The sequence below is a fragment of the Acidiferrobacter thiooxydans genome, assembly GCF_003333315.1.
GTDB classification, from domain to species: Bacteria; Pseudomonadota; Gammaproteobacteria; order Acidiferrobacterales; family Acidiferrobacteraceae; genus Acidiferrobacter; species Acidiferrobacter thiooxydans.
Map to the genome: position 1 here is coordinate 280,550 of NZ_PSYR01000001.1, position 14,056 is coordinate 294,605.

The following is a 14,056-nucleotide window of genomic DNA, read 5'->3' on the forward strand; positions in this document are numbered from 1 at the left end:
CCCGATGGGCCGCGCGCGTCACCGCAGAAACAGCCGGTAGGCGGGATTCTCCGTCTCCTCCTGGTAATCCATGCCGAGCGTCTCCAGGAACGCCGGAAGCCTCTTTCGTTCGGCTGCGGGCACTTGCATGCCGATCAAGACCCGGCCATAGTCGGCGCCGTGATTGCGGTAATGGAAGAGGCTGATGTTCCAGTCACGGCCCATGGCGTTCAGAAAGGCCATCAAGGCGCCGGGCCGGTCTGGGAACTCGAAGCGGTAGACGATCTCGTCGTCCACCGGACAACGACCGCCGACGAGATGGCGTACATGTAGTTTGGCCATTTCGTTGTCGGTGAGATCCAATATGTCGTAGCCGGCGTGCGTTAAGGTCGTGAAGAGTTCGTGGGCATCGTCGCCCTCCCCGACCTGTATTCCGACAAAGACATGGGCAAGCGCGGGTCCGGCGTAACGGTAATTGAACTCGCTGATATTGCGCTCGCCGATCAGGCTGCAGAATTTCCGAAAGCTCCCGGGGACCTCGGGGATGGTGGCGGCGAACACGACCTCGCGACGCTCACCGAGCTCGGCGCGCTCGGCGACGTGTCGCAGCCGATCGAAGTTCATGTTCGCGCCCGAGGCGATGGCGATGAGCGGCCTGTCACCCGGGTGCGCGGCGGCATAGGCCTTGAGCCCGGCCACCGCAAGCGCCCCGGACGGCTCCACGATCGAACGGGTGTCCTCGAAAACATCCTTGATGGCCGCGCAGATCGCGTCGTTGCTCACCACCAGGACCTCATCGACCAGACGCCGTGCGATGCGAAACGGCTCGCGGCCGACTTGGCGCACCGCGACACCGTCAGCGAACGTGCCCACGTGGTCTAGGAGCACGCGGCTGCCCTCCTTGAGTGAGCGCGCCAGCGCATCGGCGTCGGCGGGTTCAACCCCTATGATACGGATGTCGGGTCGCAGGGACTTCACGTAGAGCGCGATGCCCGCGATCAGTCCGCCACCGCCGACCGGCACGAAGATCGCCTCGATATCGGAGGGGTGTTGCTTCAAGATTTCCATGCCGATCGTGCCCTGACCGGCGATGACGTCGGGATCGTCGTAGGGGTGAATGAAGGGCAGGCCCTGCGTTTCGCTCAAGCGCCTGGCATGGGCATAGGCCGCGTCGTAATTGTCGCCCTCGAGCACTACCTCGGCACCGCGCGCGCGCACCGCCTCGACCTTGATGCGTGGTGCCATGATTGGCATCACGATGACCGCGCGGATTCCGAGGCGCTGCGCGGCCAGCGCAACCCCCTGGGCATGATTGCCAGCCGAGGCGGTCAAGACCCCCAAGGCCCGCTCTTCTTCCGTAAGCCCCGCGATTTTATTGTAGGCGCCACGCAGCTTGAAGGAAAACACCGGCTGCATGTCTTCGCGCTTCAGGAGCACTTGGCGGCGGAGTCGACGCGACAAGGCCATCGCCTCCGACAGCGGGCTTTCGATGGCCACGTCATAGACGCGGGCCTTGAGGATGCGTTTGAGGTAGTCGCGTGTCATCGGGCGGTCTTCACGCGAGCATAGCAGAGGCGGGCACGCTTCGGCCACCGGCGAGCGCAATGGCCCTGCCATCCTGTGGGTGCCTAAGCCGGCTCGGCCGGGCTCGCCGGCCGCGAGGCATGATGCGCGAGGCCGCGATCGGCGCCACCAAGCCCCGCCTTTGCACCGGTCTTCACGATGCGCCGCGATCTTCCCCGGTGCCGCCTCGCTCGCCGCGGGCGGGGTGTCTCGCGGGGCATGATCTCATGATCTATAGTGAATCCTGGGGGTAATGAGATATGCATCGCATGGCCCGGTTGATCGGAGGAACTGTCTTGCTGGCCGGCATGGTCGGGGTGCCCAGCGCCTTTGCGGCGCCGCGTGTGCTTACCATCGGCATTGTCCCGCAGATGTCGCCGTGGACGCTCGCGCGTCGCTGGACCCCGGTCCTGGAGGCCTGGTCGGCGGCGGTCGGTGTGCACATCGTGTTGCGCACGGCGCCCACGATCCGCCGTTTTGAGCGGCGTGTCGCGCACGGCGATTACGATCTTGTCTATTTGAACCCGGCGGATTATCTCCGATACCGGGGACGTTATCGGGCCTTTGCCCGCGGCCGGGGGTGGCTGCAGGGCATCCTCGTCGTCCGCCGCAAGGGGCCGGTGCGGGGTATCAGCGAACTCGCGCATCGCCTGATTGCGTTTCCGGCCCGCCACGCGATAGCGGCCTCGGTGGAGCCGCGACGCTTCTTGCGTGCCCGCGGCATCCCGTTTCAGACACGCTATCTCGGTTTGCATGATGCCGTGTATCGTGCCGTGGCCGCCGGTCTTTTTATCGCCGGCGGCGGCGTGCGCCAGACCTACGATAGCCTCCCCGCGCGCATACGTCGCCACCTGCGTGTGTTGTGGGCCGGGCCCAAGGGCCTGCCGCACCCGTTCGCCGCGCGACGCACCCTGCCGGCCTCCCTGGTGCGGCGCCTGACGGTGGCGCTTGTGCGCCTGCCGCGGGTGGTGCCCGGTGCCGTACGGCGGCTTGGATTTACCGGTTTCGAGGCGACGCGCGACCGGGATTACACGCGCCCCGGGGCGGTCGTGCTGATGTCACGCTAATGGCGATGTCCTTTCGCACGAAAATGGTCACGGGGATAGCGCTCATCGAGGGGCTGTTCCTGTTCGCGATCCTGATGAGCAGCCTCGGGGTCTTGTCGCACTCGCGCAAGCAGGCGCTCGTGACGCGTGCCACGGGCGATGTGCGCCTGTTTGCAACCGCCGCCGCCAATGCGCTCGTCAGCGATGATATCGGTGCCCTGCAGCGCATCATGCGCCAGGTCATGCATAACCATGGGATCGCCTATGCCGCGGCGTGGGACGGAGACGGTCGGCTGTTGGCGCATGCCGGACACAAGGCCGTCTCCGCCCACACCTATCGCGCGGCGGCCTCGGTTATGGTCGACGGGACGTCCTATGGCCGGGTCGAGATCGAGGCCACCGATCGCGGTTTCGCGCCGATCCTGGCACAGGCCAGCCGGCGCATCGTGGCCATAGCCCTAGGCGAGATGCTGCTGGTGGGGGTCGTATCCTGGCTCTTCGGGGGTTATCTCATGCGCCAGATTGCCGCCATCGAGGCCGGTACCGAGCGCATCGCGCGCGGCGAATTCGGCTTTCGGCTCCCGGTCGCGGGCAGGGATGAGTTGGCGCGCATGATCGAGGGCTTCAATGCGATGTCGGCGCAATTGAAGACCTTGCACGATGAAACGACGCGCCAGCACCAGCAGATCCTGGCGGTCAACGAGAGGCTCGAGGAGCGCGTCCATGAGCGCACCGAGGCGCTGGCGGTCGCCAACCGCGAGCTCGAATACCTGGCCATGCACGACCCCTTGACCGGCCTGCCTAACCGCATCCTGCTGCAAGATCGTCTGCTTCAGGCGATTCGTATCGGACATCGGGAGGCCGCGCCCTTTGCCCTCATGGTCCTGGATCTCGACGGCTTCAAGGAGGTCAACGACAGCCTCGGCCACCAGGCCGGCGATCGCTTATTGCATGAGGTGGCCATGCGGCTGGTCGCCCGGCTGCGTCAGTCGGACACCGCTGTCCGTCTCGGTGGGGATGAGTTTGCCATCCTGTTGCCTAATGTGGCGAATGCCGCGGATACGGAAACGGTAGCGCGCAAGCTCCTGAGCGGCCTCGAAGAACCGGTGGTCCTGGGGGATCGCCGTGTGTACGTGACGGCAAGCTGCGGCGCGGCCTTGTTTCCGGAGCACGGCGATGAGGTCGGCGTGCTTCTGCGCCATGCCGACCGTGCCATGTATGAGGCCAAGCGCGGCCGGCGCGGCTTCCTGATGTTTGTCCCGGCCATGGACGAGGAGGGGGATGACCGCCTGCGGTTGCAGGTCGATCTCGACCACGCCATCCGGCATGGGGATCTGGTGCTGCATTATCAGCCCAAGATCGATCTCGTCACCGGCAAGCTCTCGGGGGCCGAGGCCCTGGTCCGCTGGCAACACCCGGTACTCGGGATGCTGCCGCCGGCGCGCTTCGTACCCCTGGCGGAGCGCACGCACCTCATAGGGCCGTTGACCTTCCATGTGCTGCGTCTCGCGGCCACACAGGCCCGCGCCTGGGCGGAACAGGGGCGGCCGCTGCCGATCGCGGTCAATGTCTCGGCCATCAATCTCGATGATGGCGGATTTGTAGAGAGCGTGGAGCATATCCTGAAGGATGTGGGGGTCGCGGCCGGCCTCATCGAGCTCGAGGTCACCGAGACCACGCTCATGCGTGACCCCGAGCGCGCTCGCGCCGCGATCCAGGCACTGAACGAACTCGGGGTGCGTGTGGCCATCGATGACTTCGGCACCGGTTATTCATCCATGACCTATCTACGCAAGCTTGCGGTCGCGAAGATCAAGATCGACAAGTCGTTTGTCATGGACATGAGCGTGAGCCGCAACGACAACGTGATCGTACGTTCCATCATCGATCTCGGCCACTCCCTGGGACTCAAGGTCGTGGGCGAAGGCGTCGAGACCGCGGATACGATGGCGGTCCTGGCGAGCCTCGGTTGCGATTACGCGCAAGGCTTTCATCTCGCCCGACCCATGGATGTGGAGGCCTTCGATGCGTGGTGGCAGCAAAACCGGTGAGCGCCCGGCCCACTAACGTCCATAGCCCAGTGTCAAGACCACCATGTCGGCATCGCGATAGCCAAACCGGGCCGACTGCTGGAAGGTGATGTGGTTCCAGCGCACACCGATCCGCCATCGCCGACTCAGTCGATAGGAGGTAGATAGCGAGACGAGCAGCGACGGATGGTAGCCGTTGGTGCGCACCCCGGGGCGGATATCGTAGGTGGTATTGAGGACCTCCGGGCCGAGGGCCAGGGTCGCGAGCAGTCGTTTGGTGACGGCGCGGGTGAGCCGGTACTGGGCGAAGATGCCGTCGGTCCCGTAGTTTACGCCCTCATTTAAATAACCGGCCTCCCAGTGGGAGCCTGCGTAGTAGCCCATGGCCGCCGCCTTGAACTTCGGCCCGGGTTCATTGGCGATGCCAAGACCGCCGGCGAACACCAGCGCGGCGTGTGCGCTCAGGGTGCCCGCCAGCCATAAAAGCAGCAGGGGCGCGCCTCCGTATCCACGCGGGCCAGGATCGCGCTTCAGTCTTGCCGGGGACTTTGCCCGCGCCGGTCTATTCGTTAGTACATGATAAATATCGTATAGCAAACTAACGATCTGGCTGCGCTCATCCATGCGAGGGCTCCTTTGTGCTGCGATTTCAGCCGGTCTTGCGAGTGGCAAACAGCGCCTTTGACCGGATGTGTTTGCCCCTAGTTTCCAGGAGATGCCCCCCTTCACGCAACGGCCTGCCGCCCTTGGCGTGGTCCGGGGCCTTACGGTCTGGCCTTTTCTTCGCCCCGGGGCCCAGGTATCCTGCGCCCATGACCCAAGACGACATGAAGAAGGCGGCGGCCGAGGCCGCCCTGGAGTTCGTTCCCAAAAGCGGCATTATCGGCGTGGGCACGGGCAGCACGGCCAATTACTTCATTGACCTTCTGGCGACCATCAAGGGCCGTCTGGACGGCGCGGTGGCGAGCTCGGTGGCAACGGCCGAGCGGCTGAAGAGGCACGGTATTCCGGTCGTGGACCTGAACGAGGCCGGCACGCTCGCCGTCTACGTCGATGGCGCCGACGAGGCCACCGTGCATCGCGCCCTGATCAAGGGCGGTGGTGGGGCGTTGACGCGCGAGAAGATCGTGGCGGCGGCCAGCCGGTCATTCGTTTGTATCGCGGACGAAGGCAAGCTGGTCGAGGTCCTGGGGCGCTTTCCGCTACCCGTCGAGGTGATCCCGATGGCGCGCAGCCTAGTGGCCCGCGAGATCACGGCGCTCGGCGGCGAGCCGGTCCTGCGCCAGGGATTCACGACCGACAATGGCAACGTGATCCTGGACGTGCATGGATTGAAGATCCTCGATCCTGTGGCCCTGGAGGAGCGTCTGAACCAGATGGTGGGCGTGGTCACCAATGGCCTGTTTGCCCGTCGCGGCGCCGACGTGCTGTTACTGGGGACCGCCAACGGGGTGCGCCGCCTGTCCTAGGGCGCACCGAATCCGCGAGGGCGCGCATGGACCCCGTATTTGATGCCTATGTGGTCGATAAAGAGGGGCGCGGGGCCATTACTGCGGGTCTTGCGCGATGCCCTATCGATGAACTGAAGTCCCCGGGCGTCCTGATCCGCGTCCAGTATTCGAGCCTCAACTATAAGGATGCCCTCGCCGCGCGCGGCGAGCCTGGCATCGTCAAGCGCTTCCCCCATGTGCCGGGCATCGATGCCGCGGGCGTGCGCGCCGACGACCCCGCGGCCGGTGCGGTGCTCGTGACCGGCTATGGCCTGGGTACGGAGGTGTGGGGTGGTTACGGCGACTATATCCGGGTCCCCGACGACTGGATCATCCCCATTCCCGCGGGACTGACGACGCGCGACAGCATGGTGCTCGGCACCGCGGGCCTCACCGCGGCCTTGTGCGTCGACGCCCTTTTGCAGGCCGGTCTCGACCCGGCCCAAGGCGAGATCCTGGTGACCGGGGCCACCGGCGGGGTCGGCACGCTGGCCATCTCGTTGCTCGTAAAGCTCGGCTTTACGGTGGCGGCCCTGACCCGCAAGCCGGCCGCGGAGGCCTATCTCCGGGGTTTGGGGGCGGCCCGTGTCGTGGCGCCCACGGATGGGGGCGCTTCCGACAAGGCCCTGCACAAGGCGCAATGGGCGGCGGCGATCGATACGGTCGGTGGCGAGGTCTTGGCCGACGTTCTCAAGGCGGTCGGGTATGGCGGGGCGGTCGCGGCCTGCGGCATGGCCGCCGGTACCCGTTTTCAGGGCTCGGTCTTCCCGTTCATCCTGCGCGGCGTGCGCCTGCTCGGGATCGATTCCGTACAGTGTCCGCGCGCCGTTCGTGACGAGCTGTGGGCGCGTCTCGCCGGCCCATGGCGGCTTTCGCATCTCGCGGATATCGAGCAGGTGGTGGACCGTCAACACCTCGGTCCGGCGATTACGGCACTGCTCCAGGGTACACGTACGGGGCGTACGCTCGTGGTCGTCACCGGCGAGCCCGCCTGACGATACCCCAGGGGCCGGTGGCCCCTTGCGGATCCATCCATGGACAAAGGCCGGACGTCCTTCCAGCCTTGGGGTGCCTTGCCGATCGCGTTCATGGCCGGGTCGGCTTAGGACCAATCCCGTGTCCGCCGCCCTGCCGCCTTCGCTCGCGTGTCCGAATGATCGTCTAACGCCTTACGCGCGACCCGGCTATCACCGCTTTGCGCCCGATCGGCTAGAGATGGGGAGCGATCCACCCCTTGAGACGGCCGGCATCCATGGCCCCGGCCACGCGCGCGACCTCGCGGCCGCCCTTGAAGACCGCGAGCGTGGGGATGCTGCGCACATCATAGCGGCTCGCGAGCCCCTGTTGGTCCTCGGTGTTGACCTTGAGGAAGCGCGCCTTTAGTTTGAGGTCGGCGGCCGCCTGCGCGAAGGCCGGGGCCATCATGCGGCATGGCCCGCACCACGGGGCCCAGAAATCGACCAGGACCGGGAGCTCGTTGCCGGCGATGTGCTCTGCAAATCCGCGCTCGTCGACATTGATGGGCTCGCCTGTGATGAGCGGATTGTGGCAGGCCCCGCATCGGGGATTCTGGGCCAGACGTTCCGCCGGGACCCGGTTTTTTTGCCCGCAGTGTGGGCACACCAGTTGTGTGATCGACACGGGTGTTCCTCCAGACCGAATTTCTGGGGTCTATGTGGGGCCTGGGCCTTGCGCTTTCCAGTACTTAGCGGCCGCCCGCGAACCGATGTTGCCGCCACGCCTCGAAGACGGCCACCGCGACGCTGTTCGAAAGGTTCAGGCTGCGGTTGCCCGGCCGCATCGGCAGCCGCAGGCGCTGTTCGGGGGGGACTGAGGTCAACACCTCCTCAGGCAGGCCGCGGGTCTCGGGACCGAAGAGCAGCGCGTCCCCGGGCTCGTAGCGGGCCTCGGTGTAGAGACGGTCGGCGCGTGTCGAGAACGCCCAGATGCGCCGTGGAGCGGCATCTTTCCGGAAGGTGTCCAGATCCGGATGGACGCTGAGCGTCACCCACTCGTGATAATCGAGCCCGGCGCGACGCAACAGCCGGTCCTCCAGGCGAAAACCGAGGGGCGCGATCAGGTGAAGGCTGGCCCCGGTGTTGGCGCAGAGCCTGATGACGTTGCCGGTATTGGGCGGGATCTCGGGTTCGAAAAGGACTACATGGAACGTCGTATCGGATGCTGTCATAAGTACACACTATCACTATAAGTCAACGGTATCCGCCATATCGGGATGGCGGCCGGGGCACTGAAACCGGGGCTCCGTATCATACCGCGCCTTGCGGCCTTCTACGGCCCTTTCCCTGGCGGACTGTGCTAGAGTCGCGTGGCGCCGGGGTACGGCCACGAATCCTGCGCGGGACCGCCAAAAAATCCTATAACAGCGCTCCGGCACGCTTCCTGCATTGATGGGGCAGGTCGTTTGAGTAGGCGCGATAATCACGGCGGATTGCGCGGTCGACGCGGGTTCATCATGAAACATATTGTGGAGAGGGGGTTGGATATGAAGCGGCAGCAGGCGGGCTTTACCTTAATCGAGTTGGTGGTGGTCATTATCATCCTGGGCATCCTGGCGGCGGTCGCCCTGCCGAAGTTCATGGGGCTTAGTACCGACGCGCGGGTCTCCGTGGTGAGCGGCATGACAGGCTCGGTGGCCGAGGCCGCCGACATGGTCCATGCCCTGGCCGAGGTACAGGGTCAGGTGGCGTCGACAGGAAACGTCACCTTGCCCGATGGAACGAAGATCACGACTGCGTATGGCTATCCGGACGCGACTGCGACCGGCATCCTTGCATCCCTGCAGGACAGTTCGACCGCACCCACGCAGACGTTCCCCTTCACCTTTACGGCGGGTAGCGGTACCACTCCCGCGACCTTCGCCTATACCGCGGTGGGCGGGACGGCCAATACCAAGTGTGAGGCGAGCTATACGGCGCCGGCGGCGACAGGTGCCACCCCCACCGTGAGCGCGACAACCAGCGGCTGTTAGGGGCAAACGGGCCCGCCTTCCCAGGTGGGCCCGTTTTCTTTGGTGATCTCGCCATGACGGTATTCGAGGATCTCGGGACATTTCATGGGGTACCCGGGCGACTCGCGGATGGCGGGGCGCGATGCCAGGGCGGCCCGGACACGGCGATGGCCGGGTATACGCTGCTCGAACTTATGGCGATCCTCATCATAGTCGGCATCCTCGCGGCGGTCCTTGCACCGCGATTCCTGGGCACCTCCGGGTTCACCGGGCAGACGACCACCGATAAGCTGCTGGCCGCGGCCCGTTATGCCGAGACGCTGGCGCAAAACCAGGGGGTCACCACCGCGCTTACGGTCGGCGCCAACTCCTTCTCGGTCACCCAAAACGGCGTGGCGGTCGCCAATCCCGCACGGCCATCGACGAGCTTTATCGTCCCGCTGCCCGCGGGTGTCACGATCACGCCCCAGACCACCGTGAACTTCGCGCGTCCCGGCGTTCCGAGCACCACCCCGACCTTCACGATCACCGGGACCGGCTTCAAGGCGAGCCTCTATGTCACGACAACTGGCTACATCTATGAATGCGGGCCCCAGGGGGCGTGTCCGCCATGAGACCTCGCCCCTATCTCCCCACCCGGCGTCGGGTCGCGGGCCTCAGTCTGATCGAGCTCATCGTTGCCATCGTGCTGCTTGCGATCCTCGGTGCCGGCTTTATGGCCATGTACGGGGAGGTGACGCGCCGGAATGCAGCTGGCGAGCAGACCGCGCCCATGACCTGGGTGGCTCAGGGGGTCATGGAGTATGAACTCCTGCAGACCGAACTCTCGGTCGCTGGGACACCGGTTGCCTTCAATGCCCAGTTTGGCCCTTATGCGGCCAGTGCCACGTACACGACCGCGGCCACGAAGACGGTGGGAAAGAGGGCTAATGCGGTCACCTATTATGCCTATCTCGTGACGGTCACGGTCACCTGCGCCTCCGGCGGCTGCACCCCTATGGTCTTTACATCCTATGTCTACTCGACCTGACGCCGGCCTGACCTTGATCGAGATGGTCGTGGCCATTGTGCTCACGGCCATCCTCATGGCGATGGCCGCCCCCTTGCTCACGCACCTCATAAGGAGTTATGTGACCGGGGCGCAGGGGGCGGATCTGGCTACGGCGGCCGGGCCTGCCGTGGCGCGCCTGCAGTGGGACGGGCGCAATGCCTACGAGATGACGGTGACAAATACCTGCACCCTCGACCTGGAGAATATCAACGGCCAGACCCTCGAGTCCTACCAGTACGCGGGGGGCCAACTGTACCGCAACACCACCCTGATACTGGGGGACCTGCAGAGCCCAGGCGGGGCCTGCCCGTTCGGACCCGCGAGTGGCGGTCCCGTATACGCCGTGGTCTATGACTTCCTGTACACGGGCCCAAGTGGTCAGGGACACCTGGCGGTGGATGGGGTCTTGTCGGCCTATGCGCTCTCCTAGCCCACGCCGCGATCGCGGCTTTATCCTGGTGGCGCTCATCTTTCTGGTGCTCGTGGGCGCCCTGCTGTTGGCCGCCATGGCCTTCCTGTATGGGACCGCGACCAGCACTGAGGGGACGCAGAACGGTGGCGCTCAAGCCTTCACCGCCGCCGAGAGCGGCGATCAGTATGGGGTCTACTATCTGGAAACACGCTACTGGAAGAAGCCACCGCCCACGCCGCTGACTTTGCCGGCGCAGACCCCCTCGATCCCGGATCCCGAATGCCCGCCGGCCGTGACCGTCACCGCGGCCGGCGGCAATTATTATATCGTCACGTCGGTGGCGACCTGCGCGGGGTCCGGTGCGCGCTGGACGGTCACGCGCACCGTGAAGGCGGCGAAGCAGAGAGGCGTTATCCAATACAACGTCATTACCTGGGCGCAACAGTAATATGCCGCGCATCCCCAATGGCCGGCATCCTTTTGCTATACCTTAGGGGTGCGATGCTGTGCAGATAAGGACTGAGCCGACCATGATCGAATCCCATACCGCGGCCCGACCACGCAAGGCGCGCCTCGGGGATCTCTTGCTGGAAAACAAGGTCATCTCCAAGGAGCAGCTTGAGACGGCGCTCGCCGATCAGCGCAAGAGCGGGCGGCGTCTGGGCCGCGTCCTCATCGAAAACGGCTATCTCACCGAAGACGCCCTGCTCGATTTCCTGTCGCGCCAACTGCGCATCCCCTATGTCGACCTGCGCCGCTATACCTTCGTGCCGGAGGTCGTGCGTCTGATCCCCGAGGCCTATGCGCGGCGCTTTCGCGCCGTCGCCTTGCGCGATGAGGGTGACGCAATCCTCGTGGGCCTTGCCGATCCGATCGATATCTTTGCCCATGACGAGATCGCGCGGCTCGTCCAAAAGCCCCTGAAGCTCGCGGTCGTCAAGGAGGGCGATCTCCTGAAGGCCCTCGATGTGGTCTACCGCCGTACCGAGGAGATCAGCGGGCTTGCCGCGGAGCTCGAGCAGGAGCTGTCGGCCTACGACATCGATCTCGGGATGGCGCCGGGGGCCGCCGAGGGCGCCAACGACGCCCCGGTGGTCAAGCTCCTGCAGACCATATTCGAGGACGCGATCCAGGTGAACGCCTCGGACATCCATGTCGAGCCCGACGAGAGCGCGGTGCGCGTGCGTTTTCGCATCGACGGCGAGTTGCGGGTGCAGACCACCGCCGATCGCAAGATCGCCCAGGCCTTGGTCTCGCGCCTGAAGCTCATGGCCTCGCTCGATATCTCCGAGCGCAGGCTCCCGCAGGATGGGCGCTGTCAGGTGCGGTTTCGCGACACCGTGATCGACGTGCGGTTGTCGACCGTGCCGGTGCAGCATGGCGAGTCGGTGGCCATGCGCCTCTTGAATCAATCGAACGGTATCCTGGAGCTCGACCGGCTCGGCATGCCCGCCGATATCCTGGGACGGCTGCGTGCCCTGATCCATCAGCCCCACGGCCTCGTGCTCGTCACGGGCCCCACGGGCAGTGGCAAGACCACGACGCTTTATGGGGCCCTGAAGGAACTGAATGCCACCTCCGTGAAGGTCCTGACGGTGGAGGATCCGGTCGAGTACCGGCTGGCGGGCGTGAACCAGGTCCAGGTCAACCCGAAGATCGACCTCGGGTTCGCCCGGGTCTTGCGCGCCTTTTTGCGTCAGGACCCGGATATCATCCTGATCGGCGAGATGCGCGACACCGAGACCGTGGAGATCGGATTGCGCGCGGCCATGACCGGCCACCTCGTGTTGTCGAGCCTGCACACCCATGACGTGGTATCAAGCGCCCTGCGGCTCATGGACATGGGCGCCGAGCCCTATCTCGTGGCCGCCTCGCTGCGCGGGGTCGTGGCGCAAAGGCTCGTGCGCCGGGTATGCGACAGCTGCGCCGAGCCGGCCACTCCCACCGCCGCCGAGAAGGTGCTTTTGGTATCGGAGCTCGGTCCTGACGCCCCGATGACCTTGAAGCGCGGACGCGGCTGCGCCTTTTGCCAGCATACGGGCTTTCGCGGGCGCATCGGGGTCTATGAGATCCTGGAGATCGACGAACCCTTGATGTTTGCCCTTCAGAAGCGCGACCCCGAGGCCTTTCAGCGCGCCGCCCTGGGCGCCGCCCATTATCGTCGGCTGCGCACCGAGGCCCTCGCCCAGGCGGCGCGCGGCATCACCACGGTCGAGGAGGCCGTGCGTGCCGTGTACGGGAGCGGCTAATGGCGTCGTTTCGCTACAAGGGGCGCAACGGTCGCGGCGAGGCGGTAGCGGGCCTCATGGAGGGCGCGAGCGCCGATGCCGTGGCCAGCCATCTCTTCAATCTCGGCATCACGCCGATCGACATCCATGGCGCCCCGGCCCCGTCACGTCCTGCGTGGCTGCAAGAGCTCGGGCGCGCGCGCGTCGACCTCACCGATCTTGTCCTGTTCTGCCGCCAGATGCATACCCTGCTCAAGGCCGGCGTACCCATCATGCAGTCCTTGAAGGGTCTGCGCGATTCCACCCACAACCGCACGCTCGCAGCTGTGATCGGGCAGTTGAACGAGGCCCTGGACGCGGGCCTTGATCTCACCGCCGCAGTGAAGCGTCACCCCAAGGTGTTTTCGACCCTGTTCGTGGCCTTGGTGCAGATCGGAGAGACGAGCGGCACACTCGACCAATCCTTCCTGCAGCTTGCCGGTTATCTGGAGCGCGACCGTGAGACCGAGCAGCGCGTGAAGTCGGCCACCCGCTACCCGAGTTTCGTGGTGGTGGCGCTCGTCATTGCGGTCTTTATCATCAATATCTTTGTCATACCGGCATTCGCCCATGTCTATGCCGGCCTGCATGCCCAGCTGCCGCTTGCCACGCGCATCCTGATTGCGTCATCGCGGCTCACGGTGCGCTATTGGTACGACGCCGTGGCCGCGGTCGTGCTGACGGTGCTCGGCGTCCGCGCCTATGTGCGTACCACCGGCGGGCGTTATCGCTGGCACCGCCTGCGTCTGCGGCTGCCCATCATAGGTCCGATCCTGACCCGCGCACTGCTCGGCCGTTTCGCGCGCGCGCTGGCGATCACCATAAGGAGCGGCGTGCCCCTGATCCAGGGCCTCACCGTCATCAGCCGGGCGGTCGACAACGAGTATGTGGCCACGCGTATTTTGCAGATGCGCGACGGCATCGAGCGTGGCGAGACCTTGGCGCGCGCCGCACAGGCCACGCAACTCTTTCCGCCGCTGGTGTTGCAGATGGTTGCCGTGGGCGAGGAGAGCGGGGCGATCGACAGCCTCATGACCGAGGTTGCGGAATACTACGAGCGCGAGGTGGACTACGATCTGCGTAATCTCAGCACCGCCATCGAGCCCTTGCTGGTGGTTGCCATGGGGATCCTCGTCCTGATCCTGGCGCTCGGGGTGTTTCTGCCGATGTGGGATCTGGCGAGTGCCGCTTTCCACCAAAATGGCGGTCAGGTCTAGCGGCGCATCCGGCCATCGCGAGTCGCCGACGGC

15 protein-coding genes are annotated in these 14,056 nt (G+C 65.4%); 11 read left to right on the forward strand and 4 right to left on the reverse strand.

The window, feature by feature from the left end; all coding sequences use genetic code 11:
• Nucleotides 1-18: 18 nt before the first annotated feature.
• Nucleotides 19-1,524: a threonine ammonia-lyase, biosynthetic gene (gene ilvA / locus C4900_RS01475; RefSeq protein ID WP_065971941.1), complete on the reverse strand. Its 1,506-nt coding sequence runs from the start codon at nucleotides 1,522-1,524 to the stop codon at nucleotides 19-21.
• 287 nt (nucleotides 1,525-1,811) lie between these two features.
• Between ilvA and C4900_RS01480 the strand changes: the two genes are divergently transcribed.
• Both C4900_RS01480 and C4900_RS01485 read left to right on the forward strand, forming a co-directional pair.
• A complete protein-coding gene (locus C4900_RS01480; protein WP_170132368.1) occupies nucleotides 1,812-2,609 on the forward strand; it encodes a phosphate/phosphite/phosphonate ABC transporter substrate-binding protein in 798 nt (265 codons plus the stop codon).
• Complete coding sequence (locus C4900_RS01485) at nucleotides 2,609-4,639, forward strand: putative bifunctional diguanylate cyclase/phosphodiesterase (RefSeq protein WP_114282174.1); 2,031 nt, start codon at nucleotides 2,609-2,611, stop codon at nucleotides 4,637-4,639. The genes C4900_RS01480 and C4900_RS01485 overlap by 1 nt, the downstream gene beginning before the upstream one ends.
• 12 nt (nucleotides 4,640-4,651) lie before the next feature.
• Here C4900_RS01485 and C4900_RS01490 read toward each other — a convergent pair whose 3' ends face one another.
• Nucleotides 4,652-5,242 (reverse strand): hypothetical protein, encoded by a 591-nt coding sequence (locus C4900_RS01490; RefSeq protein ID WP_065969978.1) that lies wholly within the window; start codon nucleotides 5,240-5,242, stop codon nucleotides 4,652-4,654.
• Nucleotides 5,243-5,430: 188 nt separating this feature from the next.
• Between C4900_RS01490 and rpiA the strand changes: the two genes are divergently transcribed.
• Both rpiA and C4900_RS01500 read left to right on the forward strand, forming a co-directional pair.
• Entirely contained in the window at nucleotides 5,431-6,087 is a 657-nt protein-coding gene (gene rpiA / locus C4900_RS01495) for a ribose-5-phosphate isomerase RpiA (RefSeq protein WP_065969973.1), read from the forward strand.
• A 26-nt stretch (nucleotides 6,088-6,113) separates the two neighbouring features.
• Nucleotides 6,114-7,103, forward strand: coding sequence for a YhdH/YhfP family quinone oxidoreductase (locus C4900_RS01500; protein WP_114282175.1), 990 nt, complete (start codon nucleotides 6,114-6,116; stop codon nucleotides 7,101-7,103).
• A gap of 214 nt (nucleotides 7,104-7,317) precedes the next feature.
• Here the strand turns inward: C4900_RS01500 and trxC are convergent, their stop codons facing one another.
• Nucleotides 7,318-7,749, reverse strand: a complete 432-nt coding sequence (gene trxC, locus C4900_RS01505) for a thioredoxin TrxC (RefSeq protein WP_114282176.1) — start codon at nucleotides 7,747-7,749, stop codon at nucleotides 7,318-7,320.
• A 64-nt stretch (nucleotides 7,750-7,813) separates the two neighbouring features.
• Nucleotides 7,814-8,296, reverse strand: coding sequence for a tRNA (cytidine(34)-2'-O)-methyltransferase (locus C4900_RS01510; RefSeq protein WP_114282177.1), 483 nt, complete (start codon nucleotides 8,294-8,296; stop codon nucleotides 7,814-7,816).
• Between the two features lie 315 nt (nucleotides 8,297-8,611).
• On the opposite strand from C4900_RS01510, the gene C4900_RS17085 reads away from it, so the two are divergent.
• From C4900_RS17085 to C4900_RS01545, 7 genes are all read left to right on the forward strand, one after another.
• Nucleotides 8,612-9,097, forward strand: a complete 486-nt coding sequence (locus C4900_RS17085; RefSeq protein WP_170132369.1) for a prepilin-type N-terminal cleavage/methylation domain-containing protein — start codon at nucleotides 8,612-8,614, stop codon at nucleotides 9,095-9,097.
• A 53-nt stretch (nucleotides 9,098-9,150) separates the two neighbouring features.
• Nucleotides 9,151-9,690 carry a pilus assembly FimT family protein gene (locus C4900_RS01520; RefSeq protein ID WP_114282179.1) on the forward strand — a complete coding sequence of 180 codons (540 nt, stop codon included), beginning with the start codon at nucleotides 9,151-9,153 and terminating at the stop codon, nucleotides 9,688-9,690.
• Nucleotides 9,687-10,106 carry a type IV pilus modification PilV family protein gene (locus C4900_RS01525; protein WP_211306713.1) on the forward strand — a complete coding sequence of 140 codons (420 nt, stop codon included), beginning with the start codon at nucleotides 9,687-9,689 and terminating at the stop codon, nucleotides 10,104-10,106. Before C4900_RS01520 ends, C4900_RS01525 begins: the two co-directional genes overlap by 4 nt.
• A complete protein-coding gene (locus C4900_RS01530) occupies nucleotides 10,090-10,557 on the forward strand; it encodes a pilus assembly FimT family protein (protein WP_114282181.1) in 468 nt (155 codons plus the stop codon). The genes C4900_RS01525 and C4900_RS01530 overlap by 17 nt, the downstream gene beginning before the upstream one ends.
• Nucleotides 10,544-10,987 carry a hypothetical protein gene (locus C4900_RS01535; protein WP_114282182.1) on the forward strand — a complete coding sequence of 148 codons (444 nt, stop codon included), beginning with the start codon at nucleotides 10,544-10,546 and terminating at the stop codon, nucleotides 10,985-10,987. The genes C4900_RS01530 and C4900_RS01535 overlap by 14 nt, the downstream gene beginning before the upstream one ends.
• 82 nt (nucleotides 10,988-11,069) lie before the next feature.
• Nucleotides 11,070-12,788 (forward strand): GspE/PulE family protein, encoded by a 1,719-nt coding sequence (locus C4900_RS01540; RefSeq protein WP_114282183.1) that lies wholly within the window; start codon nucleotides 11,070-11,072, stop codon nucleotides 12,786-12,788.
• The gene (locus C4900_RS01545; protein WP_114282184.1) at nucleotides 12,788-14,023 is read left to right on the forward strand and encodes a type II secretion system F family protein; all 1,236 of its coding nucleotides are present in this window, start codon (nucleotides 12,788-12,790) and stop codon (nucleotides 14,021-14,023) included. Before C4900_RS01540 ends, C4900_RS01545 begins: the two co-directional genes overlap by 1 nt.
• Nucleotides 14,024-14,056 lie beyond the last annotated feature (33 nt).

Excerpts from the sequence above, each read along its gene's own strand:
- ilvA (WP_065971941.1), bottom strand. The coding sequence starts at position 1,524 with ATGACACGCGACTACCTCAAACGCATCCTCAAGGCCCGCGTCTATGAC.
- C4900_RS01480 (WP_170132368.1), top strand. The coding sequence starts at position 1,812 with ATGGCCCGGTTGATCGGAGGAACTGTCTTGCTGGCCGGCATGGTCGGG.
- C4900_RS01485 (WP_114282174.1), top strand. The coding sequence starts at position 2,609 with ATGGCGATGTCCTTTCGCACGAAAATGGTCACGGGGATAGCGCTCATC.
- C4900_RS01490 (WP_065969978.1), bottom strand. The coding sequence starts at position 5,242 with ATGGATGAGCGCAGCCAGATCGTTAGTTTGCTATACGATATTTATCAT.
- rpiA (WP_065969973.1), top strand. The coding sequence starts at position 5,431 with ATGACCCAAGACGACATGAAGAAGGCGGCGGCCGAGGCCGCCCTGGAG.
- C4900_RS01500 (WP_114282175.1), top strand. The coding sequence starts at position 6,114 with ATGGACCCCGTATTTGATGCCTATGTGGTCGATAAAGAGGGGCGCGGG.
- C4900_RS01510 (WP_114282177.1), bottom strand. The coding sequence starts at position 8,296 with ATGACAGCATCCGATACGACGTTCCATGTAGTCCTTTTCGAACCCGAG.
- C4900_RS17085 (WP_170132369.1), top strand. The coding sequence starts at position 8,612 with ATGAAGCGGCAGCAGGCGGGCTTTACCTTAATCGAGTTGGTGGTGGTC.
- C4900_RS01520 (WP_114282179.1), top strand. The coding sequence starts at position 9,151 with ATGACGGTATTCGAGGATCTCGGGACATTTCATGGGGTACCCGGGCGA.
- C4900_RS01525 (WP_211306713.1), top strand. The coding sequence starts at position 9,687 with ATGAGACCTCGCCCCTATCTCCCCACCCGGCGTCGGGTCGCGGGCCTC.
- C4900_RS01530 (WP_114282181.1), top strand. The coding sequence starts at position 10,090 with ATGTCTACTCGACCTGACGCCGGCCTGACCTTGATCGAGATGGTCGTG.
- C4900_RS01535 (WP_114282182.1), top strand. The coding sequence starts at position 10,544 with ATGCGCTCTCCTAGCCCACGCCGCGATCGCGGCTTTATCCTGGTGGCG.
- C4900_RS01540 (WP_114282183.1), top strand. The coding sequence starts at position 11,070 with ATGATCGAATCCCATACCGCGGCCCGACCACGCAAGGCGCGCCTCGGG.
- C4900_RS01545 (WP_114282184.1), top strand. The coding sequence starts at position 12,788 with ATGGCGTCGTTTCGCTACAAGGGGCGCAACGGTCGCGGCGAGGCGGTA.